21 protein-coding genes and 1 pseudogene are annotated in these 21,811 nt (G+C 71.1%); 16 read left to right on the forward strand and 6 right to left on the reverse strand.

Annotated features, from left to right (window positions below; translation table 11 throughout):
• Positions 1-102: 102 nt before the first annotated feature.
• The 4 genes and pseudogenes from ACIQI8_RS25285 (at position 103) to ACIQI8_RS25300 (ending at position 3,805) form a co-directional block, all read left to right on the forward strand.
• Positions 103-1,557 (forward strand): APC family permease, encoded by a 1,455-nt coding sequence (locus ACIQI8_RS25285; protein ID WP_402354771.1) that lies wholly within the window; start codon positions 103-105, stop codon positions 1,555-1,557.
• Positions 1,558-1,705: 148 nt separating this feature from the next.
• Positions 1,706-2,194, forward strand: a pseudogene (locus ACIQI8_RS25290) (GNAT family N-acetyltransferase); the annotation flags it as partial.
• A gap of 222 nt (positions 2,195-2,416) precedes the next feature.
• Complete coding sequence (locus ACIQI8_RS25295; RefSeq protein WP_402355989.1) at positions 2,417-2,956, forward strand: phosphotransferase; 540 nt, start codon at positions 2,417-2,419, stop codon at positions 2,954-2,956.
• An 81-nt stretch (positions 2,957-3,037) separates the two neighbouring features.
• A complete protein-coding gene (locus ACIQI8_RS25300) occupies positions 3,038-3,805 on the forward strand; it encodes an ArsR/SmtB family transcription factor (protein WP_402354773.1) in 768 nt (255 codons plus the stop codon).
• 87 nt (positions 3,806-3,892) lie between these two features.
• Here the strand turns inward: ACIQI8_RS25300 and ACIQI8_RS25305 are convergent, their stop codons facing one another.
• Positions 3,893-4,333 (reverse strand): SPW repeat protein, encoded by a 441-nt coding sequence (locus tag ACIQI8_RS25305; protein WP_402354775.1) that lies wholly within the window; start codon positions 4,331-4,333, stop codon positions 3,893-3,895.
• A gap of 134 nt (positions 4,334-4,467) precedes the next feature.
• Positions 4,468-5,841 carry a cryptochrome/photolyase family protein gene (locus tag ACIQI8_RS25310; RefSeq protein WP_402354777.1) on the reverse strand — a complete coding sequence of 458 codons (1,374 nt, stop codon included), beginning with the start codon at positions 5,839-5,841 and terminating at the stop codon, positions 4,468-4,470.
• A 226-nt stretch (positions 5,842-6,067) separates the two neighbouring features.
• Between ACIQI8_RS25310 and ACIQI8_RS25315 the strand changes: the two genes are divergently transcribed.
• Positions 6,068-6,235, forward strand: a complete 168-nt coding sequence (locus ACIQI8_RS25315; RefSeq protein ID WP_402354779.1) for a hypothetical protein — start codon at positions 6,068-6,070, stop codon at positions 6,233-6,235.
• 42 nt (positions 6,236-6,277) lie between these two features.
• Here the strand turns inward: ACIQI8_RS25315 and ACIQI8_RS25320 are convergent, their stop codons facing one another.
• Positions 6,278-8,260: a hypothetical protein gene (locus tag ACIQI8_RS25320; RefSeq protein ID WP_402354781.1), complete on the reverse strand. Its 1,983-nt coding sequence runs from the start codon at positions 8,258-8,260 to the stop codon at positions 6,278-6,280.
• Between the two features lie 147 nt (positions 8,261-8,407).
• On the reverse strand, positions 8,408-9,319 hold the full coding sequence (locus tag ACIQI8_RS25325; protein WP_402354783.1) for a LysR family transcriptional regulator: 912 nt from the start codon (positions 9,317-9,319) through the stop codon (positions 8,408-8,410).
• A gap of 143 nt (positions 9,320-9,462) precedes the next feature.
• Here ACIQI8_RS25325 and ACIQI8_RS25330 point away from each other — a divergent pair, with 143 nt between their 5' ends.
• The 5 genes from ACIQI8_RS25330 (at position 9,463) to ACIQI8_RS25350 (ending at position 13,776) form a co-directional block, all read left to right on the forward strand.
• Positions 9,463-9,540, forward strand: coding sequence for a putative leader peptide (locus ACIQI8_RS25330; RefSeq protein ID WP_351520955.1), 78 nt, complete (start codon positions 9,463-9,465; stop codon positions 9,538-9,540).
• A 118-nt stretch (positions 9,541-9,658) separates the two neighbouring features.
• Entirely contained in the window at positions 9,659-10,780 is a 1,122-nt protein-coding gene (gene sfnG / locus ACIQI8_RS25335) for a dimethylsulfone monooxygenase SfnG (RefSeq protein WP_402354785.1), read from the forward strand.
• A gap of 60 nt (positions 10,781-10,840) precedes the next feature.
• Positions 10,841-11,395 carry an NADPH-dependent FMN reductase gene (ssuE, locus tag ACIQI8_RS25340; protein WP_402354787.1) on the forward strand — a complete coding sequence of 185 codons (555 nt, stop codon included), beginning with the start codon at positions 10,841-10,843 and terminating at the stop codon, positions 11,393-11,395.
• Between the two features lie 5 nt (positions 11,396-11,400).
• Positions 11,401-12,585 carry an SfnB family sulfur acquisition oxidoreductase gene (locus ACIQI8_RS25345; RefSeq protein WP_402354789.1) on the forward strand — a complete coding sequence of 395 codons (1,185 nt, stop codon included), beginning with the start codon at positions 11,401-11,403 and terminating at the stop codon, positions 12,583-12,585.
• Between the two features lie 45 nt (positions 12,586-12,630).
• The gene (locus ACIQI8_RS25350; protein ID WP_402354790.1) at positions 12,631-13,776 is read left to right on the forward strand and encodes an LLM class flavin-dependent oxidoreductase; all 1,146 of its coding nucleotides are present in this window, start codon (positions 12,631-12,633) and stop codon (positions 13,774-13,776) included.
• An 8-nt stretch (positions 13,777-13,784) separates the two neighbouring features.
• Here ACIQI8_RS25350 and ACIQI8_RS25355 read toward each other — a convergent pair whose 3' ends face one another.
• Complete coding sequence (locus ACIQI8_RS25355) at positions 13,785-14,831, reverse strand: acyl-CoA dehydrogenase family protein (RefSeq protein WP_402354792.1); 1,047 nt, start codon at positions 14,829-14,831, stop codon at positions 13,785-13,787.
• 116 nt (positions 14,832-14,947) lie between these two features.
• Between ACIQI8_RS25355 and ACIQI8_RS25360 the strand changes: the two genes are divergently transcribed.
• Both ACIQI8_RS25360 and ACIQI8_RS25365 read left to right on the forward strand, forming a co-directional pair.
• Positions 14,948-15,304, forward strand: coding sequence for a YciI family protein (locus tag ACIQI8_RS25360; protein ID WP_402354794.1), 357 nt, complete (start codon positions 14,948-14,950; stop codon positions 15,302-15,304).
• Entirely contained in the window at positions 15,304-16,500 is a 1,197-nt protein-coding gene (locus tag ACIQI8_RS25365; protein WP_402354796.1) for an RNA polymerase sigma factor, read from the forward strand. Before ACIQI8_RS25360 ends, ACIQI8_RS25365 begins: the two co-directional genes overlap by 1 nt.
• Before the next feature lie 10 nt (positions 16,501-16,510).
• On the opposite strand, the gene ACIQI8_RS25370 is transcribed toward ACIQI8_RS25365, so the two are convergent.
• Complete coding sequence (locus tag ACIQI8_RS25370) at positions 16,511-17,617, reverse strand: substrate-binding domain-containing protein (protein WP_402354798.1); 1,107 nt, start codon at positions 17,615-17,617, stop codon at positions 16,511-16,513.
• Between the two features lie 127 nt (positions 17,618-17,744).
• On the opposite strand from ACIQI8_RS25370, the gene ACIQI8_RS25375 reads away from it, so the two are divergent.
• The 4 genes from ACIQI8_RS25375 to ACIQI8_RS25390 all read left to right on the forward strand — a co-directional run bounded on the left by ACIQI8_RS25375 (position 17,745) and on the right by ACIQI8_RS25390 (position 21,370).
• Positions 17,745-18,191: a MarR family winged helix-turn-helix transcriptional regulator gene (locus ACIQI8_RS25375; RefSeq protein WP_402354800.1), complete on the forward strand. Its 447-nt coding sequence runs from the start codon at positions 17,745-17,747 to the stop codon at positions 18,189-18,191.
• 149 nt (positions 18,192-18,340) lie between these two features.
• A complete protein-coding gene (locus ACIQI8_RS25380; RefSeq protein ID WP_402354802.1) occupies positions 18,341-19,663 on the forward strand; it encodes an aldehyde dehydrogenase family protein in 1,323 nt (440 codons plus the stop codon).
• Between the two features lie 184 nt (positions 19,664-19,847).
• The gene (locus ACIQI8_RS25385) at positions 19,848-20,558 is read left to right on the forward strand and encodes a chitinase (RefSeq protein ID WP_402354804.1); all 711 of its coding nucleotides are present in this window, start codon (positions 19,848-19,850) and stop codon (positions 20,556-20,558) included.
• A gap of 173 nt (positions 20,559-20,731) precedes the next feature.
• On the forward strand, positions 20,732-21,370 hold the full coding sequence (locus ACIQI8_RS25390; protein WP_402354806.1) for a GntR family transcriptional regulator: 639 nt from the start codon (positions 20,732-20,734) through the stop codon (positions 21,368-21,370).
• Positions 21,371-21,811 lie beyond the last annotated feature (441 nt).

Here is a 21,811-nt window from a genome sequence, read left to right on the forward strand (position 1 = left end):
TCACGCATAGGGGGCTACCTCTTGACGCATCAAGTAAGGCTCCTTAACTTTATCGCCCAGTCGGCCCCGCCGGGCGGCTCGCGCCCACCTCCAGGAGTCCCCATGTCCGGTAGCCCGCCACCTTCTGGTGGCTTCGTCCGGCGTGTCGGCCTGTTCCAGGCCACCGCCATCAACATGAGCCAGATGTGCGGCATCGGGCCGTTCGTGACGATCCCGCTGATGGTCGCCGCGTTCGGCGGCCCGCAGGCGGTGATCGGCTTCGTCGCCGGTGCCGTCCTCGCGCTCGCCGACGGCCTCGTCTGGGCCGAGCTGGGCGCCTCGATGCCCGGCTCGGGCGGCAGTTATGTCTATCTCCGCCAGGCCTTCCAGTACCGCACGGGCCGGCTGATGCCGTTCCTGTTCGTGTGGACGGCGATGCTCTTCATCCCGCTGATCATGTCCACGGGCGTGGTCGGCTTCGTCCAGTACCTCGGCTACCTCGCACCGGATCTGGGCCGGACCGGCGGCGACCTCATCGGCCTCGGCGTCATCGCCCTGGTCGTGCTCCTGCTGTGGCGCGGCATCGAGCACATCGCGCGGATCACGGCCGTGATGTGGGCGGTGATGATCGCGTCGGTGCTCCTTGTCATCGTCGCGGCGGCCTCGGACTTCAGCCCCGACCTCGCCTTCACCTACCCGGCGCACGCCTTCGACCTGATGAGCGACCACTTCTGGCTGGGCTTCGCCGCGGGTCTGACGATCGGCATCTACGACTACCTGGGCTACAACACGACTGCCTACATGGGCGCGGAGATCAAGGACCCCGGCCGCAACCTGCCCCGCTCGATCCTCTTCTCGATCGTCGGCATCATGGCGATCTACCTGCTCCTCCAGATCGGCACGCTGGGTGTCATCGACTGGCACCGCATGACGAACCCTGACGACATCGCGTCCACCTCCGTCGCCTCGGCCGTCCTTGAGGAGACCTGGGGCAAAGGCGCCGCCGACACCGTGACGGTACTGATCCTCATCACGGCGTTCGCCTCGGTCTTCGCCGGCCTGCTCGGCGGCTCGCGGGTGCCCTACGACGCGGCTCGCGACCGGGTCTTCTTCCGCCCCTACGCGAAACTGCACCCCAAGCACCGCTTCCCGATGCTGGGCCTGGCCACCATGGGCGTGATCACCGCGATCGGCTTCCTGATCGGCCGTCACACGGACCTCGCGACCCTGATCCAACTCCTCACCACGGTCATGGTGATCGTCCAGGCGCTGGCCCAGATCATCGCGCTCACGGTGCTCCGCCGACGCCAGCCGACCCTGCGGCGCCCCTACCGCATGTGGCTCTACCCGGTGCCGAGCATCGTCGCGTTCATCGGCTGGTGCGTGATCTACGGCTACGCCGACCGCAACTCCCCGGGCCGCCACCCCATCGAATGGTCCCTGGCCTGGCTCGCCCTCGGCTGCGCCGCGTTCTTCCTGTGGGCGCGGTACGAGAAGGTCTGGCCGTTCGGCCCGAAGGAGATCACCGAGGAGTACGTCACCGAGGCGACCCCGGACGCGGAACCCGCGGGTACCTGACGGCACCCGAAGGCCCCTGCCGGCACTGTCGGCACGCTAAAATCCCTGCCACCTCAGAAAGCCTCCCCGGCACCGTCCGCCGGGGAGGCTTTCTGCGTGCCCGCCGCCCGCCTCCTCGGCCACCACCCCTCTGCTGCAAGGGAGTTCCATGCCAGCCGTATCCGTGCGCGCCGCCACCTCCGACGACCGAGCCGTCATCGAACGCCTCTGGCTGATGTTCCGGCACGACCTGTCCGGGATGCGCGGCGTCCTGCCCAACCCCGACGGCACCTTCCGCGCCGAACGCCTCAACTCGGCGCTCACCGACCCGGGTTGGGCGCCCTACCTTCTCCTGCTCGACGACCGCCCCGTCGGCTTCGCGTTCGTGCGCGGCCTGGACAGCAGTACACGCGTACTGAACAGCTTCTTCGTGGTGCGCGGCGCACGCCGTTCGGGCATCGGACTGCGCGCCGTCCTGGAGATCGTCGCCCGGCATCCGGGCGCGTGGGAGATCGCCTTCCAGCACGACAACCCACCCGCGGCCCGCTTCTGGCGCCGGGTCGCCACGGAGGTCGCGGGCGACGCCTGGCACGAGGAGCCCCGTCCGGTACCGGACCGGCCGGACCTGCCGCCGGACCTGTGGATCTCGTTCCGCACGGAGGAAGAGACAGCCGGGGAAGAGGCGGTGCTCAGCGGTGGCGCTGTGAACCGGGTTGTCAGGGTCGGGGCCACGGTGCGCCGTACACCTTCCGACAGATCCGCCTACGTCCGTGACGTACTCGCCCTGTTTGAGCGGCATGGCTGGCAGGGCGCGCCCCGACACCTCGGTACGGACGCTCAGGGCCGGGAGATCCTCGACCACATCGAGGGACGGGCGGCGGTGACTCCGCGGGAGCGGGAGGACGCCCGCAGCGATGCCGGACTGGCCCGAGTCGCGCGACTCGTAAGGGAGTTCCACGACCTCACAGCCGGTACGGGGTCCGCGGCGGGCGGCGAGGTCGTGTGCCACAACGACCTCGCGCCCAAGAACACGGTCTACGCCGTGGACGGCGACCGATGGCGCCCGCTCGCCTTCATCGACTGGGACCTCGCGGCCCCCGGTGAACGCATCCACGACGTCGCCCACCTCTGCTGGCAGTACCTGGATCTCGGTCCGGCAGTGACGGACGTGCCCGAGGCGGCACGCCGGATCGGGCTGATCTGCGACGCGTACGGCCTCGCCGGCCGCGACCGGCTGCTCGACACCGTTCTGTGGTGGCAGGACCGTTGCCGGCGGGGGATCGAGGCCGGGGCCGACCGCGGGGAGCCGGCCATGGTGGGACTGCGCGCGCAAGGGGCCGTGGCGGAAGTGAAGCGTGCTCAGGAGTGGGTGGCGGCACATCGGCGGGAGCTGGCGGCGCTTGCGGACAAGGCGCGCTGACCTGCGTAGATCCCCTTCCGCATTGACATGCAGGTAATTGCCTGCATAACGTTGAGTGTGCGATCGGAGAATGACTCAGGGATGGACAAGGTCTTCAAGGCGCTGGCCGACGAGACGCGCCGCCGGCTGCTCGACCGGCTGCACGAGCAGAACGGTCAGACGCTGGGTGAGCTGTGCGAGCACATCGAGATGACACGTCAGTCGGTCACCCAGCACCTGGCAGTGCTGGAGGCCGCCAACCTGGTCAGCGTGGTGCGGCGGGGGCGGGAGAAGCTGCACTACCTCAATCCGGTCCCGCTCCACGAGATCCAGGAGCGCTGGATCGACAAGTTCGAGCGCCCGCGCCTGAGCGTGCTGAGCGCCGTGAAACGACGAGCCGAGGAAGCCATGACCGACAAGCCCACATTCGTGTACGTCACCTACATCAGCAGCACGCCCGAGAAGGTCTGGGACGCGCTCACCGACGCGGACCTGACCGCCGTCTACTGGGGTCACCGCAATGTCTCGGACTGGCGCCCGGGTTCACGCTGGGAGCATGTCCGTCTCGACGGCTCCGGCATCGCCGACGTGGTCGGCTCGGTCGTGGAGAGCGAGCGGCCGACCCGTCTGGTCACCACCTGGGGCGCGCCGGAGAACGAGGGGCGGGAGGACCTGTTCTCCCGGGTGACCTTCGACATTCAGCCGCACGAGGACATCGTCCGGCTCACCGTGACCCACGAGGACCTCAACGACCAGGGCGAACTCGCCGACGTGTCGGGCGGCTGGCCGGCGGTGCTGTCCAACCTCAAGTCGCTCCTGGAGACCGGCAGCCCGCTCTCGACGGAGCCGTGGATGGTCCCGAGGCACTGAGAGAGGCACTCGGGACAGGCGCGGGCGTGGGGGCGGCCGGCCCGCGATGACTGCGGACCGGCCACCTTCTCGTCCCGTCCTTTCGAACTACGCCTTGGGCGCGCTCCTCGCCGCCGCGACGGCGCACAGCAGGCCCAGGATCACGGCCAGCGCGCCGACGATGATGTTGTTCAGCACGACACCGGTGTCCGGGCTGTCGCCGACGATCCACGGCGAGACGATCATCCATACGCCCAGTGCGGACATGGCCCAGCTCAGGCCGTACATCCGCGCGGGGGCGGCGGTGAACCCGAGCCCCAGCAGGCCGATCGCGATGCCCACGATCAGGTTGTGGGTCACGAGGGCGGGCTGGCTCGTCGTGTAGTGGAGTATCCAGGGGGACACGGCGCAGTAGAGGCCGAGCAGGAACACCGGGCCGTCCATGAGCACCACATCGCGACCGCCGAGCATACGGGCGTACCGTGCCCGCATTTCGGAAACATCAGGGTGGCCGGTGATGTCACCTCTGGTGTGCGAGACGTTGGCCATGAGTCGTCTCCTTTGACTTGCAGGCCTGACCGCGTCTGATGCGGTCTGCGGACAAGTGCCGCGTACAGCCATTGTGCCCTTATTTAGCCTTTATGTGTAGTTATCGCCCGTGCGGGCTTCATGGCTCCGTTTCCTCAGTCGAGGCCGCGGGCCTGCTTGAAGCGGGCGAGGCCTTCCGAAAGCTCGACGACCGGGTCCGGGTAGTCGCCGATCGCGGCACGGTCGAACCCCTTCTGCTTCCACGGCTCGTGCACCGAGCCGCCTTCGAGCGCGGCGAGTTCGGGCACCCAGCGCCTGACGTACGCGCCGTCGGGGTCGTAGCGCTTCGCCTGGGTCACCGGATTGAGGACCCGGTTGGGGCGGGAGTCCGTGCCGGTGCCCGCCATCCACTGCCAGTTGAGCTGGTTGTTGGCCACATCGCCGTCCACCAGCAGATCGAGGAAGTGGCGGGCGCCGACCCGCCAGTCGACGTACAGCGTCTTGGTGAGGAAGCTTCCGGTCAGCAGCCGGCCGCGGTTGTGCATCCAGCCCTCGTGGCGCAGTTGGCGCATCGCCGCGTCGACCACCGGGTAGCCGGTACGGCCCTCTTTCCACGCCTCGACGTCCTCGCGGGCATCGTCCTCCGTACGCCACCGGTCCCGCTTGGTGCGGTAGTCGACGAGGGCGGCAGCCGGGCGGGCGGCCAGGACCTGGCGGTGGAAGTCCCGCCACGCGAGCTGCCGTACGAAGGCATCCGCTCCCGGTCCGCCGACCTGCCTGGCCCGGTGGAGGAGCTCCACGGGGGAGACCGTGCCGAAATGCAGATGCGGTGAGAGCCGGGAGGTGACGTCGCCCGCCAGGTCGTCGTGACCGTCCTCGTACGTCGTGATGCCCGCGCGCAGCCAGGCCGCGACCCGTTTGCGTCCCTCCACCTCCCCGCCCGCGGCGAGCGCGGGTGACAGGCCCGACAGACCGGCGCGGGAGGGCAGCGGCTCGGAGCCGACGCCGTCCGGGACGCGCACCTCGCGGAGCGCGGCGAGGGAAGCACGCGTCGGCTGTCCCGACCAGTGACGGAGGTACGGCGTGAACACCGCGAAGTGGTCCGAGCCGGCCGGGGTCACAGCGCCCGGCGCGACGACCGTCGTCACCGTGTCGTGCACGCGCAGCCGCCGTCCCACCGCCTCCAGGGCCCGCCGCAGCCGTCCCTCGCGCGCCTGTGCGTAGGCGCTGCCGTCGGCCGCCATGTGCACCTCGTCGGCGTCCGTCTCGGCGGCCACCTTGCACACCTCGTCGACGACGTCGCCGGAGCGGATCACCAGCCGGCCGCCGCGCTCCCGCAGACCGGCGTCGAGATCGCGCAGACAGTCGGCGAGGAACGCCAGCCGGTTCGGCGCGGCGAATCCGGCGGCGGTCACCGCCCGGTCGCGCACGAACAGGGGCACCACCTGACGGTCATCGCCCGCGGCCCGCAGGGGTGGGTGATCGTGCAGGCGCAGATCGGAGGTGAACAGGACGACCGAGACGTTCATGGTGCGGACTCCGGAGGAGGGGGACGGCGGGCGGTCTGTTGCTTCGGTCCGGGACAGGCGCGGGAAACAGCCGTCTACCCGCAACAGCCCGTTTCCCTCGGGAGGGCGATGGACGCGGGAGGACTCCGTGCACCGGCCCAACATGTTCGGACACATCGGGGGCAGGCGAACCCTACGACGGTGGTCGTGAGGATTCGAGGAACCGACGACGGAGGTGTCTTCCGCTATGAGCGCGAAGGTGTTGGAGCGGTTTTCCGCAGGGGGTCCGCGGGGGTCGTGGCCGGCGGAGGAGTACGCGGCCCAGCGCCGTGCCGCGGGGATACCCGCGACGGTCGTGATGGACCTCAAGTCGGACGCGTTCCTCGTGGTGGTTCCGGTCGGCGACGACGACTGACCGCACTGCCCGCGGGGACGGACCGGAGTCCGTCCCGCTCAGTCACCGCGCGCCGACGGCGTCCAGCGACTCTCCCGTGGCCAGCCGCGCCCGCACATCGACCCGGGGCTTGCCGGGCGCGGGCAGCGCGAGTGTCCGCCCCTCCTTCGAGGCCGACACCGCACCCGTCACGGTCAATCCGGTCACGGCACGACTGCCCGCCGCCACCACGAACCAGTGCCCGCGCGGCGACCGCCAGCCCGTGGCGGCCACGACATGCTGGCCGAACCGGCTGCAGGCCGCGGTGGAGCGGGCCCCGGCGACCCGACGGGCCGGTGCGGTCAGGGAGTCCCGGCTGGTGCGGAGCGTCACCGTCACATCGCCGGGTCCGCGCCAGGAGTCCGCGCGGGCGCAGGTCCACACGGCGTGACCGCCCCCGTCGGGCAACTCCTGCTCGGCGAAGTCCCAGACGTTGACGGCCCGGACGCCGGTACCGCGCAACGAGGCGAGCCCGCACGCCTGATGAGCCCACGCAAGCAGCGCCGCGGGACCGGTCGCCTCCCGGGGCTGCCGGGCGGGCGGAGTGCCGTGCCCGGGCAACGGGGTGTAGGTGAGGTGGACCGGCGACAGGTCGCCCACTCCGGCGAGCAGGAACGCGTGATGCTCGGCGACGCGGTCGGAGGACCGCAGTTGCAGCACCGGCCGACTCAGACAGCCATCCCCCGCGGGCACGGTCGGAACCGGGCCGGTGACCCCTTCCTTGCCCACGGCCAGCGGTCGGGCCAGGACGTCGGGCCGCAGCAGGTCACGGGTCTGCGCCTCGGCGACCCAGGGCGCCAGCAGATAGCGGACGGTGCCCTTGCCCTGCTTGCTCGGACCGAGGTCCACGGCCGCCGCCGTGGTGACGTCCGCGTCGTCGGCACGGGCGACGCTCAGCTCCGCGCCCTTTCCGGATGAACTCAACTCGTCGTATCGGGCTAGGCGTTGACCGTCGTACAGCAGGACGACTGCACGGTCGTCGACGTCCCCCGCGTACAGGAGCTGGGGCGTCGACGCGGGCGCGGTGGCCGTCGTGCCGGGGGCGAGGGTGACATGGGTCCGCCGTGCGGGACGGGTCCACGCGGACAGGGCGCGCCCGAGCAGGTCGTCGTCGTGCACGCGGCTTCCGCGCGCGGGCCAGGCGGTGAAGTCCATGCGCGAGGTGTTGTCCCACACCCCCGCCGGAGTGCGCACCAGGCCCGCCGGACCGAAGGCGCTGCCCGCGACGGAGGCCGGCGCCCCCGCCTCGGACGTCGTGCCCCCGGACGTGGTCGCCACCAGCGTCACCCCCGTCACCGCGAGGAGCGCCAGCGCGGCCAGACCCAGCCGGGTCCGGCGCCTGCGACGCAGCAGGTCGGTGGGGCTCGCCTGCAGGGCGCAGGCGTCGAACTCCAGCGAGGTCAGCAGCGCGGCGGCCCGCGGACCCACGCTCTCGTCCAGGGCGTCCGCGGTCCGCAGGGCGGCCTCCGGGTCCCGCGCGTCGGCGTCCGACAGCAGCTGGTGCACGGCCTCGTCGCCCATGCCGTGCACCGAGCGCAGCAGGAACGCGGCGCGCGCCGCCGCCGGGACGCCGGACAGCCGCTGCGCCAGGGCGAGTTCGTCCACGCCGCCCGACTGCGGGAACAACCGCAGGCCCACCACCAGCGGGAGCCCGGGCAGCAGTGTCCCCGGGGATGCGAACCGCGCGGGCCACAGCCGCGGACCCCGGCCGTACGACAGCGCGCCGCGCACCACCTCCACCAGCAACGAGCGCTCCACGGCGTCCCCTTCGCGCTTCTGCGCACGCTGGTGCGGAACGGTGGGCCCCGGCAGCGCGCGTACGCCCGGCAGTGCCCGCTGCACCAAGGAGTGCGCCACGAGCACCCGGCGGTGCCGGCCGAGCGTCGGGGGCAGGACGAGATGCGCCAGGCGGACCAGCTCCCCGTACTGCTCGACGAGGAGGGACTCGACCTCCAGGAACGGTGGCCTGGTGCCTGCCGAGGGGCGCCGGCGCGAGCGAAGGTGCATGGGCGGGACGCTTTCGGAGAGGGGACGCGATGCTGTACCGCGGGGACACGTTGCTGTTCCGCTCCGACAAACGAGTGAATCCGCGACCGGTCACCGGCAGGCCGTGTCCTCTCGCGTCCGGAACCGTTCCGTCCGCGCCCGAGCCCGTCAGACGCGGGCCTCGGCCAGCTCCCGCGACCGTCGTACGAACGCCTCGTGCAGATCCCCGGCCGCCTGCGGCACCGACTCCGCGCGGCGGCGGCGCAGCATCAGCAGGACCCGGGCCGTGGCGCCGGCGATGGGCCGGTAGGTGATCGTGCCGAGCCGCTCCAGCGGATCCCCCACCACGCTGAAGTCGGGCAGGACCGTCGCCCCCAGTCCCTCCGCGACCATGAGCTTGCCCATCTCGGCGCCGTCGGTCGAATACGCGAAGGCCGGGTCCCGTCCGCCGAGCAGCCGGTGGACGTAGCGGTGCATGACATAGCCGGACCGCATGCCGATCAGCGGTTCGGTGAGCAGCTCCTCCACCGTGACGCTCGACCGGGACGCCAACGGGCTGTCCGGACGCAGGCACACCACCGGCAGCCCGGACAGCAGCTCGGTGGACTCGAAGTCGGTGGGCATGTCGTCGCCGTCCAGGTGATTGACCAGACCGAGATCGAACCCGCCCTCCGACAGCGCCCGGTGGATGTCCGTCTGCTGCGCGCCGACCACCTCGACCTGGGTGAGCGGATGCGAGGCACGGAAGTCACGGACGACGGGCAGCAGCAGCGGCACGGTCGCCGCGTTGACCGTGCCCACCCGCACCATGCGGCTGATCCGGTGCTGCTCGCCGGCCGCCACCCGCAGCCGGTCCACGGCGTCCAGCACGTCGACGATCTTCGGCAGCAGCTCCCGGCCCTCCGCGCTCATCGTCGCCCCGGACCGCTTGCGCTCCAGGAGATCGACGCCGAGTTCGCGTTCGAGATTCCGTACCGTCTCGCTCAACGCGGGCTGCGACAGGCGCAGTTCCTCCGCGGCCCGGCGCAGTGAACCGAGCCGGGTCACGGCAGCTATGTATTCCAGTTGTTCGGTCCGCATGCCCGCAGAATGCGGCCGATTTCCCGGCGCATTCAAGGGTTTCCCTGTCACACGTTCGTGAAATTCAATGGTCCGCGATACGAGACCGGTCGGGTTTTCCTTGACGCCCGTCGCGGCCTGCTGCCACGATCGACGGCATGATGATGCGACTGGACCTCACGCGGCGACGCCATGTCGACCTCGCGCGCGTCTCCAGCGCCTCCTGTTGTACCGCGGCCTGATCCCCCTCACCCCCGTCCCGTGATCCGCCGCTCTTCTTTCGTTCGCGCCTGACATTCCCCGGAGTTCGCCCCGGCCGAATTCGGCGTGCCCGAAAACATTCCGCAACAGGAGTTCCGCATGCCCACCGCGCCCGTGAAATTCGCCTACTGGGTCCCCAACGTCAGTGGGGGACTGGTCACCAGCAAGATCGAACAGCGCACCGACTGGGGATACGAGTACAACCGCGAACTCGCCGTCCTCGCCGAGAACAACGGTTTCGAGTACGCGCTCAGCCAGGTCCGCTACATGGCCAGCTACGGCGCCGAGTTCCAGCACGAGTCGACCAGCTTCAGCCTCGCCCTGCTGCTCGCCACCCAGCGTCTGAAGGTCATCGCCGCCGTCCACCCCGGGCTGTGGCACCCCGGCGTCCTCGCCAAACTCGGCGCCACCGCCGACCACTTGTCCCATGGGCGCTTCGCCGTCAACGTCGTCTCCGGCTGGTTCAAGGGCGAGTTCACCGCCCTGGGCGAGCCCTGGCTGGAGCACGACGAGCGCTACCGCCGCGCCGAGGAGTTCATCACCGCGCTGCGCCGGATCTGGACCGAGGACCACACCGAACTCGCCGGGGACTTCTACCGGTTGCGCGACTTCTCCCTCAAGCCCAAGCCCCTCAACACCGCCGAACGTCCGCACCCCGAGATCTTCCAGGGTGGCAACTCCACCGCCGCCCGCGCGATGGCCGGCCGCGTCTCCGACTGGTACTTCTCCAACGGCAAGGACTTCGACGGGGTCAGCGAGCAGATCGCCGACGTGGCCGCCGCGGCGGCCCAAGCCGGGCGCACCGCACCGAAGTTCGGTCTCAACGGCTTCCTCATCGCCCGCGACACCGAGGCCGAGGCCCGTGACACGCTCCGCGAGATCATCGCCAAGGCCGACACCGAGGCCGTCGAGGGCTTCGGCGCGGCGGTCAAGCAGGCGGGACAGTCCACGGCCGACAAGAAGGGCATGTGGCAGGACTCCGCCTTCGAGGACCTGATCCAGTACAACGACGGCTTCCGTACGGGGCTCATCGGCACCCCCGAGCAGATCGCCGAACGGATCGTCGCCTACAAGAAGCTCGGCGTCGACCTGCTCCTCCTCGGCTTCCTCCACTACCACGAGGAGGTCGAGTACTTCGGCAAGCGAGTGCTGCCGCTCGTGCGCGAACTGGAGGCCCAACTCCCGGACACGGAGCCGCAGTCCGTCCCCGCGCACGCCTGACCGCATCCCTCCGGGCAGCCCGCAGACGCGCGAGCGCCCCGCCGCCCCGAAAGAGGACCCATGGCCACCGTCCTGTCCGTATCCGGCAGCCCCTCCGCCTCCTCCCGCACCAACCGGCTCCTGCGCCACCTCGACCAGCGCCTGATCGCCCAGGGCCACGAGGTGATCCCGCTCGACGTGCGCACCATCCCCGCCGAGGCCCTGCTCGGCGCTGACTTCCGGCACCCCGCCATCGTCGAGGCCACCGAGCTCTTCGCGCGCGCCGACGGCGTCGTCGTCGGTACCCCCGTGTACAAGGCTTCCTACTCCGGTGTCCTCAAGGCGCTCCTGGATCTGCTCCCGCAGTACGCGCTGGCCGGCAAGACCGTGCTGCCGCTGGCCACTGGCGGCTCCACCGCCCACGTCCTGGCCATCGACTACGCCCTGCGCCCGGTGCTCAGCTCCATGGGCGCGGCCCACATCGTGCAGGGCTGGTTCACCCTCGACAAGGACATCACCGTGCGCGAGGACGGCGCCCTGACCGTCGCGCCGACCGCCACCGAAGCCCTCGTCCAGGTCGTCGACCAGTTCTCGACGGCGCTGGGCCGCACCCCCCTCCTCGCGGCGGCGAGCTGAGCGCCATGTCCGCCCATGTCATCGCCGACGACGCGGAGGCCCTCGCCGTCGCGGGCGCACTCGCCGAGGAGTTCCGCGCCGGAGCCTGTGCACGGGACACCGAACGCAGGCTGCCACGCGCGGAGTTGGACCGGCTCTCCGCGTCCGGACTGCTCGCCGTCACCGTCCCCGCCGAGCACGGCGGGGCCGACGTCAGCGCCCTCACCCTCGCGGAGATCTTCCGCCTGCTCGGCGCGGCAGACGGCAGCCTCGCCCAGATCCCGCAGAGCCACTTCGCCTACGTCAATGTGATCCGCCGTCAGGGCACCCCGCAGCAGCAGAAGTTCTTCTTCGCGGAGCTGCTCGCGGGACGCCGCTTCGGCAACGCGCAGTCGGAGGCCGGCACCAAGCACGTCCAGGACATCCGGACCCGGCTCACCGCGCGACCGGACGGCTCGTACGTCCTGACCGGCGTCAAGCACTACTCGACCGGCGCCCTCTTCGCCGACTGGATCCCGGTACTGGCCCGCGCGGAGGCCGACCACCTGCATGTGGCCTACGTGCCCAGGGACGCCCCCGGCGTCACGGTCGTCGACGACTGGGACGGCATGGGCCAGCGCACGACCGCCAGCGGCACCGTCCGGCTGGCCGACGTCCCGGTGCCCGCCGACCGGGTCCTGCCCCACCACCTCACCTTCGAAGGGCCGCAACTCCATGGCGCGGTCGCCCAGTTGCTGCACGCCGCCATCGACGCGGGGATCGCCGGGGGAGCGCTGGCGGAGGCGGCGGAGTTCGTCCGCACGAAGAGCAGGCCGTGGTTCGAGAGCGGCCTGGACAGCGCCGCCGAGGACCCGCTGCTGATCCAGCGGTTCGGTGAACTCGCCCTCCAGGTGCGGTCGGCGGAGGCCCTGCTGCGCGAGGCCGCCCGAGCGGTCGACGCGGCGCGCGCCGACCTGACCGACGACACGGCGGCCGAGGCGTCCATCGCGGTCGCCGCGGCCAAGGTCCGGGCGGCGCAAGCGGCGGTCGAGGTCGCCGGCGCTCTCTTCGAAGTGGCGGGCACCCGCTCCGCGCTCAATTCCCTGAACCTGCACCGCCATTGGCGCGACGCCCGCACCCACACCCTGCACGACCCGACCCGCTGGAAGATCCAGCACATCGGCCGGTACGTGCTCAACGGCACGCGGCCACCCCGCCACGGCCTCCTCTAGGGCCCTTTGCAAGAGCCCTGGCCCGACCCACCGAACGGAGACCCCGTGTCCCTCACCTTCCACTGGTTCCTGCCCACCAACGGCGACAGCCGGCACGTCGTCGGCGGCGGCCACGGCACCCCGGCCACCGTCTCGGGCCGGGACCGGCCGCCGACGGTCGCCTACCTGAGCCAGATCGCCCGCGCCGCCGAGGACCTGGGCTTCGTGGGCGCGCTGACCCCGACCGGCGCCTGGTGCGAGGACGCGTGGCTGACCACCGCCATGGTCAGCCAGAACACCGAACGCCTGAAGTTCCTGGTCGCCTTCCGCCCCGGCTTCGTCTCACCGACGCTGGCGGCGCAGATGGCGTCCACCTTCCAGCGGCAGAGCGGCGGACGGCTGCTCCTGAACGTCGTCACCGGCGGCGAGAGCCACGAGCAGCGGGCCTACGGCGACTTCCTGGACAAGGACGCCCGTTACCGCCGTACCGGCGAATTCCTGGAGATCGTGCGGCAGTTGTGGGAAGGCAAGACCGTCGACCTGCGCGGCGAGCACCTCCAGGTCGAGGACGCCAAGTTGGCCCGCGTGCCCGACCCGGTGCCCGAGGTGTACTTCGGGGGATCGTCACCGATCGCCGGCGAGGTGGCCGCCAAGTACGTGGACGTCTACCTCACCTGGGGCGAGCCGCCCGCGCAGGTCGCCGAGAAGATCGCCTGGATCCGGGGGCTCGCCGCCAAGCAGGGGCGCACGCTGCGCTTCGGGATCCGGCTGCACGTCATCACCCGCGACACCTCCGAGGAGGCCTGGGCCGAGGCGGACCGGCTCCTCGCGGGCTTCGACCCCGAGACGGTGAAGTCCGTACAGGCCGGGCTCGCGCGCAGCGAGTCCGAGGGGCAGCAGCGGATGCTCGCCCTGCACGGCGGCGGCAACCGGGACGGGCTGGAGATCCACCCCAACCTGTGGGCGGGCATCGGGCTGGTCCGCGGCGGCGCCGGCACCGCCCTGGTCGGCAGCCACGACGAGGTCGCCGAGCGGATCAAGGAGTACCACGCCCTCGGCATCGACGAGTTCGTGCTCTCCGGCTATCCGCACCTGGAGGAGGCGTACTGGTTCGGCGAGGGCGTCCTGCCGCGCCTGGCCGAACAGGGGCTGTGGCAGCACCCGTTCGGCAAGCAGTCCACGCCGTCGGCGCAGGTGCCCTTCGCGAGCTGAGGCGCGGGCTAGATGTCCGCCAGCGCGTCGAGGTGCGCCCGTCGCACCTCGGCCGTCTGCCCCTGCACCAGCAGGAACATCCCTTCCCGGGCGAGCCGTTGGGCGGGTTCGCGCAGGTCCATCGCCCGGCCGCCGCGGGCCACGACCGCCGCCGTCGTGGCCGCGCGCATGAGGTCGTACGAGCGTGTCTTGAGCGCCAGCCGTTCCGCGACGCGCTCGTGCGGGACGGGGTGCTCGGCCAACTCGTGGACCTGGCGCCGCACTTCGTCGAGCCGCCCGCGCAGCGCACCCGCGGTCTCCTCCTCGCCGGCGCCGGCGAGCAGACCGAGCGCGGCGTACGCCACGCCGAAGACGGCGGGGGAGGCGTTGGTGTTGCGGGGCAGGTCGACCAGCGCGAACTTCTCCTGCGGGGTGCGCAGCACCACGGCATCGTCGGGCAGCCACAGCCCGTCCAGTTCCAGGGAGACCGTGACGGAGGCGGTGAGTGCGGCGAGGCGCATCGGGGCGGAGGGCGTGAGACCGGGCTGTCGGCGCGCCCCGGTGAAGGCGAACACCACTTCGTCCGTGTCCGTCACACCCGCGAGCAGCATCACGTCGTTCAGACCCCAGCCCGTGTACCAGGGCACCGTCCCGTCGAAGCGCCAGCCCCCGCGCTCCGGCGTGACCCGCACCGGGACCTTCGGGAAGGCGCGGACGTGCGCGAACGCGATGCCGGCAAGCAGTTCGCCGGTCGCCAGCGGGCGCAGCAGCCGTTCCCGGACCGGGAGGCCGGACTTCGCGAGCATCCGTACCGGCGTGTGGTGCTGGGTCTGCACGAACCAGGTGGAGCAGCACGCCCCGGACAGGATCTCCGCGACCTCCCGTGCCACGGTGTCCGGAGCGCCCGCACCGCCGTACTCCTTCGGCGCGCTCACCCCGAGCAGCCCCGACCGCCTGATGGCCTCGATGTGACTCGCGGGCACGGTCCCCTGGTCGACCTGTGCCGCGTGCGGGGCGAGGAGGTCGTCCGCGAGAGACCTGGCCACGGAGATGAGCGGATGGGATTCGACGGTCATGGAAAAGATTCTCCCGATCTCGTCGCGCGAGGTGTCGATCCGGTGCTGTGTCGTTCGTGTAGGAGGTGGGAGAAGGACCCGGCACCACGAAACGACACGCCACCACGGAGGACGTCATGCCGCACTACCTGCTCAGCGTGATCACACCGACCGAGGGAACGCCGCCCGGTCCCGAGGCCATGGCGGAGATCGTCCGCAACCTCGACACCTTCCACGCGGAACTGCGCGAGGCCGGCGCCTGGGTCTTCGCCGGTGGCCTGCACGGCCCCGAGACGGCCACCGTGCTGCGGCCCAAGGACGGCGACGTCCTGATCACCGACGGGCCGTACGCCGAGGGCAAGGAGTACCTGGGAGGCATCTGCCTGATCAAGGCGCCCGACCTGGACGCGGCCCTGGAATGGGGCCGCAAGGCGACGTGGGCCACCACCCTGCCCATCGAGGTCCGCCCGTTCATGCACCAGGCCGAGGACTGATGCCCCAGCCCGTCGACGTCGCGGCCGTCTTCCGTGCGGAGTACGGCCGTGCCGTCGCCGTCCTCGTCCGCTTCCTCGGCGACATCGACCTCGCCGAGGAGGCGGTCCAGGAGGCCTTCACGACGGCCGTCCAGCGCTGGCCGGAGACGGGCGTGCCGCCCAGCCCGGCGGGCTGGATCATCACCACCGCGCGCAACCGCGCTGTCGACCGGCTGCGCCGCGAGTCCTCCCGCGAGGCCCGCCACGCCGAGGCCGCACTGCTGAACGCCGCCGACGCACCGGCCGAGGAGGGCCCCGTGCGAGACGACCGGCTCCGCCTGATCTTCACCTGCTGCCACCCCGCGCTCGCCCCGCGGGCCCAGGTCGCCCTGACCCTCCGCCTGCTCGGCGGACTCACCACGCCTCAGATCGCCCGCGCCTTCCTGGTGCCCGAGCCGACCATGGCCCAGCGCCTGGTCCGCGCCAAGGCGAAGATCCGCGACGCCCGGATCCCGTACCGCGTGCCCCGCGACGCCGACCTCCCGGACCGGCTCAAGGGCGTCCTGGCCGTCGTCTACCTGATCTTCAACGAGGGGTACGCCGGCGACCCCGGACTGTGCGCGGAGGCCGTACGCCTCGGCCGTCTCCTCGCCGAACTCATGCCGGACGAGCCCGAGGTCACCGGCCTGCTCGCGCTGATGCTTCTGGTCGAGTCCCGCAGGAGCGAACGCCAGGGTGAGCACGGCGAACTCGTCCCCCTGCCCGAGCAGGACCGCGCCCGCTGGAACCACGAGCTGATCGACGAGGGGCAGTCCCTCGTCCGCCGTTGTCTGCGCCGCAACCAGCCCGGCCCGTACCAGATCCAGGCCGCCGTCCAGGCCGTCCACAGCGACGCGAAGACCGCCGAAGCCACCGACTGGGGTCAGATCCTGCGGCTGTACGACCAGCTCATGGCTCTCGCCCCCAGCCCGGTGGTGGCCCTCAACCGGGCGGTCGCCGTGGCCGAGACCGCGGGCCCGGCCCCGGCGCTCGACCTGGTCGACGCCCTCGACCTGACCGGCTACCACGTCTTCCACGCGGTCCGCGCCGACCTGCTGCGCCGCCTGGGCCGTACATGGGAGGCGGCACGGGCCTACGAGACGGCCGCCGAGCTGACCGGGAGCGCGGCGGAGCGGGCGCATCTGGAGGCCGTGCGACGGGAACTCGACGTCGGCTGAGAGACCACGGTCACGGACGTACGACGCCCAGCTGCGTGAGCACGTCGAAGTCCACCCCGTCCGCCCGCGCCAGATAGATCCGCTGCCGGACATGACTGCCGCGCAGGCGCAGTAAGCCGCGCGGTCCCTCGTAGGACACCGAGTCGGCCGTCGCGCCGATGGCCGTGACGTCCAGGGTCCTGGCCCGGGTGATGAGCGCGGCGAGCAACAGGACGCCCTCGTAGCACGATTCGCCCAGGCTGCCGGGGGCCGGAGCGTCGACGCCGAACCGGCCGGCGTACTGGCCGTGGAAGTCGAGGGTGTCCTGGTTGGCGAGCGAGGCGAAGAACCCGGCGGTGCTGTAGAGATCGGCGGTGGCCGTGGGACCGCTGGCCATCAGCATGTTCTCGTCCATGAGAGTGCTCAGCCGCAGACAGCGCGCGTCGAGCCCGGCCGCGGCGAACGCGCGGTTGAAGCGCACCGCGTCACTGCCGACCAGAAGCATCAGCACCGCGTCGGCCTCGGAGTGCTCGATGCGGCGCAGCACGTCGTCGAAGTCATGGGTGCCGAGCGGCAGATAGGCGCGCCCGCAGATCCGGCCGCCCGACTCGTGGGCGTAGCGCCGCGCGGCCTGCGCGGTACGGCGCGGCCAGACGTAGTCGTTGCCGACCACGAACCAACGGCGCACCTTGCGCTCCCGCGCCAACAATCGTATGGCGGGCCGGAGTTGGGCGTCTGGCGTCTCGCTGGTGAGGAAGACGCCGTTGGTGTGCTCCCCGCCCTCGTACAGCGCCGTGTACACATACGGCACCCGGTGCGCGATGCGCGGCGCGAGGGCCTGGCGCACCGAGGAGATGTGCCAGCCGGTGACGCCCTGGACGACCCCCAGGTCCACCAACGCCGCTACCCGGTCGGCGATTTCGGCGGGCTCGGCACCGCCGTCCACCGGCAGCAGCCGCAGTTCCCTGCCGAGGATCCCGCCCGCGTGGTTGATCTCCTCGGCGGCGAGGCGCGCACACAACTCGCAGGTGGGCCCGAAGATTCCCGCGGCACCCTGGAGGGGGAACACCAGGGCCACGCTGATCACGGTGTCGTCGACGGTGAACCAGTCGAGCGGGTGGGGGTCGAGCTGGAACATGCGGTCATGATTCCGGGTCCGCCCGGTGAACTCCACCCCGTCTCGGTGTGCGGTCGGCGCGGGGGCGGTATCTGTGGCCTGCGGGACGGCACTTGTACGATGGACGCACCCGGGACCGAGGAGAACGATGCCTGCCTCATCTGCGCGTCAACCCCAGGACCTGCTGCAGTTGTTGACGCGGGCGGAGCGCGTGGCCGCGCGGCGGCTGCGGTCCGTGCTCGACGAGGAAGGCTGCTCGCTGGACGAGTGGCGGGTGCTCACCCTGCTCTCCGACGGGAAGGGGCACTCCATGACGGCGGTCGCCGAAGCCGCCTTCCTGCCCGCGCCGACACTCACCAAGCTGGTCGACCACCTCGTCGACCAGAACCTGGTCTACCGCCGCGTCGACCCCCTGGACCGGCGCCGCATCCTCGCTCACCTCACCCCGCGCGGTCAGACGTACTGGCGCCGGCTCAGCCGTGAGGTCCGTTCGCAATGGCCGGTGCTCAACGAGGGCGACGACGAATTGCTGCGGGCGCTGCTGGGTCGGCTGGTGGAGACGCTCGACGAGACGCCGACGGTGGACTCGCCCTGACGTCACCTTGAGTGACCGAGTGATCGGGGAACGTGTTCTTCGGCGATGCGGAATGACTTCTGCACCTTAATGGTTGCTAAATACATCGAGTAGTACCGACCGCACCCGTCCCGGCCCGCGAAGGGCCCGCGCACCACCAGCGAGGCACCGTGAACCAGTCCGCACCCGAGCAGCCCGCCGACATCGTGGCCCGGCTGCGCGCCACCTTCCGCACCGGCCGCACCAAGCCCCTGGAGTGGCGCACCGCTCAGCTGCAGCGCCTGCGCGACCTGCTGACGGAGCACGGAGAGGACCTGGAAGCGGCTCTCCACGCCGACCTCGGCAAGAGCGCCGCCGAGGCCCAGCGCACCGAGATCGGGTTCACGGTCCGCGAGATCGACCACACCCTCGATCACCTGGCCGACTGGCTGCGCCCCGAGCCGGCCCCGGTCCCGGAGCGGCTCGGCGCCGACACCACGGCGTGGACGCAGTACGACCCGCTCGGCGTCGTCCTCGTGATCGCCCCCTGGAACTACCCGCTCCAGCTTCTGCTCACCCCGGTCGTCGGCGCGCTGGCCGCCGGCAACGCGGTGGTCGTCAAGCCCAGCGAACTGGCGCCCGCCACCTCCGCCGCGCTGGCCCGCCTGATGCCCGAGTACCTGGACACGGACGCGGTCGCCGTCGTCGAGGGCGCGATCCCCGAGACCACGGCCCTGCTGGCCGAGCGTTTCGACCACATCTTCTACACCGGCAACGGCGCGGTGGGCCGGGTCGTCATGCGCGCCGCCGCCGAGCACCTCACCCCGGTCACCCTCGAACTGGGCGGCAAGTCCCCGGCGTTCGTAGACCGCGACACCGATCTCGACGTCGTCGCCGACCGGTTGGTGCGCGGCAAGTTCCTCAACGCCGGCCAGACCTGCGTCGCCCCCGACTACGTCCTGACCGACCCGGAGACGGCCACTGCCCTGGAGTCGGCACTGGTCAAGGCCGTCGACGGATTCTTCGGCGGCGATCCGAAGGAATCCGGCGCGTACAGCCGGATCATCAACGAGCGCCACTTCGACCGGCTCTCCGGCCTGCTCGACTCGGGCCGCGTGGTGCTGGGCGGCGACAACGACCGCTCCGTGAAGTACATCGCGCCGACCGTGCTCGCCGACGTCGACCCCGACTCGCCGGTCATGCGGGAGGAGATCTTCGGCCCGATCCTGCCCATGGTCACGGTGTCCGGCCTGGACGAGGCGATCGACTTCATCAACGACCGCGACAAGCCTCTCGCCCTCTACGTGTTCTCCGAGTCCGACGAGACCAAGTCCCGGATCGCCGACGAGACGTCCTCCGGCGCCGTCGGCCACGGTCTGCCGCTGGCCCATCTCACCGTCTCCGACCTGCCGTTCGGCGGGGTGGGGGAGAGCGGCATGGGCAACTACCACGGCCGCTACTCCATCGAGACGTTCAGTCACCGCAAGGCGGTCCTGCAGAAGCCGCTGAGCTGACCGAGGCGTTCGACAGCATCCGAGTGGGGCCCTTCGGGGCCCCATTTTTCGTCTGCGCCAAGGCGGTTGACTGGTCTACACCCTTGACTGGTACAGACCAAAGGGGTTGAGTGTGGCACCACAACCCCCCACCGCGGCCGCACCCCTCGCCGGGTGCGGCCGTGCTCCGTAAAGGAGTTGATCCTTGTTCAGGCAACGCATCGCCGCGCTCCTGGCCGCACTCGCCCTCGGGAGCACCGCACTCGTCCTCCAGTCGGCCCCCACCGCTTCCGCCGCGAGCTTCGTGGTGACTGAGGCGCAGTTCAACCAGATCTTCCCCGGCCGGAACTCCTTCTACAGCTACAGCGGTCTGACCGCCGCGCTGTCGGCCTACCCCGGCTTCGCGAACACCGGCTCCACCACGGTCAAGAAGCAGGAGGCCGCGGCCTTCCTGGCCAACGTCAGCCATGAGACCGGCGGGCTGGTCTACGTCGTCGAGCAGAACACCGCCAACTACCCCCACTACTGCGACTGGAGCCAGTCGTACGGCTGTCCCGCCGGACAGGCCGCCTACTACGGCCGCGGTCCCATTCAGCTGTCCTGGAACTTCAACTACAAGGCAGCCGGGGACGCCCTGGGCATCAACCTGCTGAACAACCCCTGGCTGGTGCAGAACGACTCGGCCGTGGCCTGGAAGACCGGCCTGTGGTACTGGAACACCCAGCGCGGTCCCGGCACCATGACGCCCCACAACGCGATGGTCAACAGCGCGGGCTTCGGCCAGACCATCCGCTCCATCAACGGCTCCCTGGAGTGCGACGGCCGCAACCCCGCGCAGGTCCAGAGCCGCGTCAACGCGTACAACCGGATCACGTCCATCCTCGGCGTCAGCCCCGGCGCCAACCTCTACTGCTGACGGCGGTCCGCAGCGTCACGACCGCGGCGGGTGCCCTCGGGCGCCCGCCGCGGTACGACGGTTCGGCGTAACATCCGGGCAGGAGTCGGGGCCGGGCGTTGCCCGCGGCAATGGATGCAATGTATACGTTGTGCATGCCTTCTGCCGGTGACCGTTCCGAAGAACGTCCAGGGATGCACAACCAGGCCGAGATCGCCTATCGGCGGCTGCGCGAGCGGCTGCTGGACGGGCACTACGCCCCGGGCGACCGGCTCACCGAGCTGGGCATCTGCGACGACCTCGGCATGAGCCGGACCCCGGTCCGTGAGGCGTTGCGCCGACTGCAGAGCGACGGTCTCGTCAGCTCGACCGGCAGGGGAGTGGTCGTCAGCTCGCTCTCCCCCCAGGAGATGCTGCACGCCACGCAGTTGCACGGTGCGCTGGACGCGCTCGCCGCCAAACTCGCCGCCACGGCGCAGCGCGAGGGGCAGTTGTCCCCGGCGCAGCTCAGCGGGTTGAAGGAGGCGTCCCGCCGGGTGGAGGAGCAGGGCGAGGCCGGCGATCCGGCGGCCACCTGGCGCGCGAATCTCGACTTCCACATGACGCTGGCCCGCCTCTCGGGCAACCCGCTGCTGGTGGACACGCTCGACCGCATCTGGACGCGGTTCGCCATCGTGAGCCTGAGCAACATCAACCGGCGCAGAGACCTCACGCCCCGCCAGCACGACGCGATCGTGAGCGCCATCGTCGACGGCGACCCCGAGCGGGCGGAGGCCGCGGCGGCCGAGCACGTCAGGGAAGCGGCGGCGATGTACGAGGAAGGCCCCCGCTGACCGAGGGGTGAGCTCGTCCGGCCCGCAGCGCGAGTACGCCCTCTCGCGCCCGGGCGCAGGCGCTTCCGTCTCCCACCCTATGCCCCGGGGCGGCTCCCACCCCCTGCCCCGGGGGGGCTCCCGCCCCAGGGCCGGGCGCCTCCCGTCCCGGGCCTTGGCGCCTCCGGGCCGCCCCGTCGCGGGCGCCTCCCGCACCCCACCCGCAAGATCGGCGAAGCCTTTTGCGGCAACCCTTGTCCGAGCCCTTGTCGAGTCTTCGCGTGCAATGTATACATTGCACATCAGCGGCAAGGGCGCCCGCGGCGGCCCTGGTCGAAGAACTCATCACCGGGCGTGTCCGCACGTCCGGGGAGACGCTCAACGCGCACGGGACAAGCGCCAACGGTCGCCTCCGGAACCGAATCTGACGAGCCGTCACCGCTTCCGGTCGCCGCCTTCCGT

Source organism: Streptomyces sp. NPDC092369, assembly GCF_044755245.1.
Lineage (GTDB): Bacteria > Actinomycetota > Actinomycetes > Streptomycetales > Streptomycetaceae > Streptomyces.

Coding starts and splice junctions, on each gene's coding strand:
- ACIQI8_RS25325 (WP_402354783.1), bottom strand. CDS start 9,319: ATGCGGACCGAACAACTGGAATACATAGCTGCCGTGACCCGGCTCGGT.
- ACIQI8_RS25310 (WP_402354777.1), bottom strand. CDS start 5,841: ATGAACGTCTCGGTCGTCCTGTTCACCTCCGATCTGCGCCTGCACGAT.
- ssuE (WP_402354787.1), top strand. CDS start 10,841: ATGGCCACCGTCCTGTCCGTATCCGGCAGCCCCTCCGCCTCCTCCCGC.
- ACIQI8_RS25330 (WP_351520955.1), top strand. CDS start 9,463: ATGCGACTGGACCTCACGCGGCGACGCCATGTCGACCTCGCGCGCGTC.
- ACIQI8_RS25305 (WP_402354775.1), bottom strand. CDS start 4,333: ATGGCCAACGTCTCGCACACCAGAGGTGACATCACCGGCCACCCTGAT.
- ACIQI8_RS25355 (WP_402354792.1), bottom strand. CDS start 14,831: ATGACCGTCGAATCCCATCCGCTCATCTCCGTGGCCAGGTCTCTCGCG.
- ACIQI8_RS25365 (WP_402354796.1), top strand. CDS start 15,304: ATGCCCCAGCCCGTCGACGTCGCGGCCGTCTTCCGTGCGGAGTACGGC.
- ACIQI8_RS25300 (WP_402354773.1), top strand. CDS start 3,038: ATGGACAAGGTCTTCAAGGCGCTGGCCGACGAGACGCGCCGCCGGCTG.
- ACIQI8_RS25285 (WP_402354771.1), top strand. CDS start 103: ATGTCCGGTAGCCCGCCACCTTCTGGTGGCTTCGTCCGGCGTGTCGGC.
- ACIQI8_RS25370 (WP_402354798.1), bottom strand. CDS start 17,617: ATGTTCCAGCTCGACCCCCACCCGCTCGACTGGTTCACCGTCGACGAC.
- ACIQI8_RS25390 (WP_402354806.1), top strand. CDS start 20,732: ATGCACAACCAGGCCGAGATCGCCTATCGGCGGCTGCGCGAGCGGCTG.
- ACIQI8_RS25315 (WP_402354779.1), top strand. CDS start 6,068: ATGAGCGCGAAGGTGTTGGAGCGGTTTTCCGCAGGGGGTCCGCGGGGG.
- ACIQI8_RS25320 (WP_402354781.1), bottom strand. CDS start 8,260: ATGCACCTTCGCTCGCGCCGGCGCCCCTCGGCAGGCACCAGGCCACCG.
- sfnG (WP_402354785.1), top strand. CDS start 9,659: ATGCCCACCGCGCCCGTGAAATTCGCCTACTGGGTCCCCAACGTCAGT.
- ACIQI8_RS25345 (WP_402354789.1), top strand. CDS start 11,401: ATGTCCGCCCATGTCATCGCCGACGACGCGGAGGCCCTCGCCGTCGCG.
- ACIQI8_RS25375 (WP_402354800.1), top strand. CDS start 17,745: ATGCCTGCCTCATCTGCGCGTCAACCCCAGGACCTGCTGCAGTTGTTG.
- ACIQI8_RS25360 (WP_402354794.1), top strand. CDS start 14,948: ATGCCGCACTACCTGCTCAGCGTGATCACACCGACCGAGGGAACGCCG.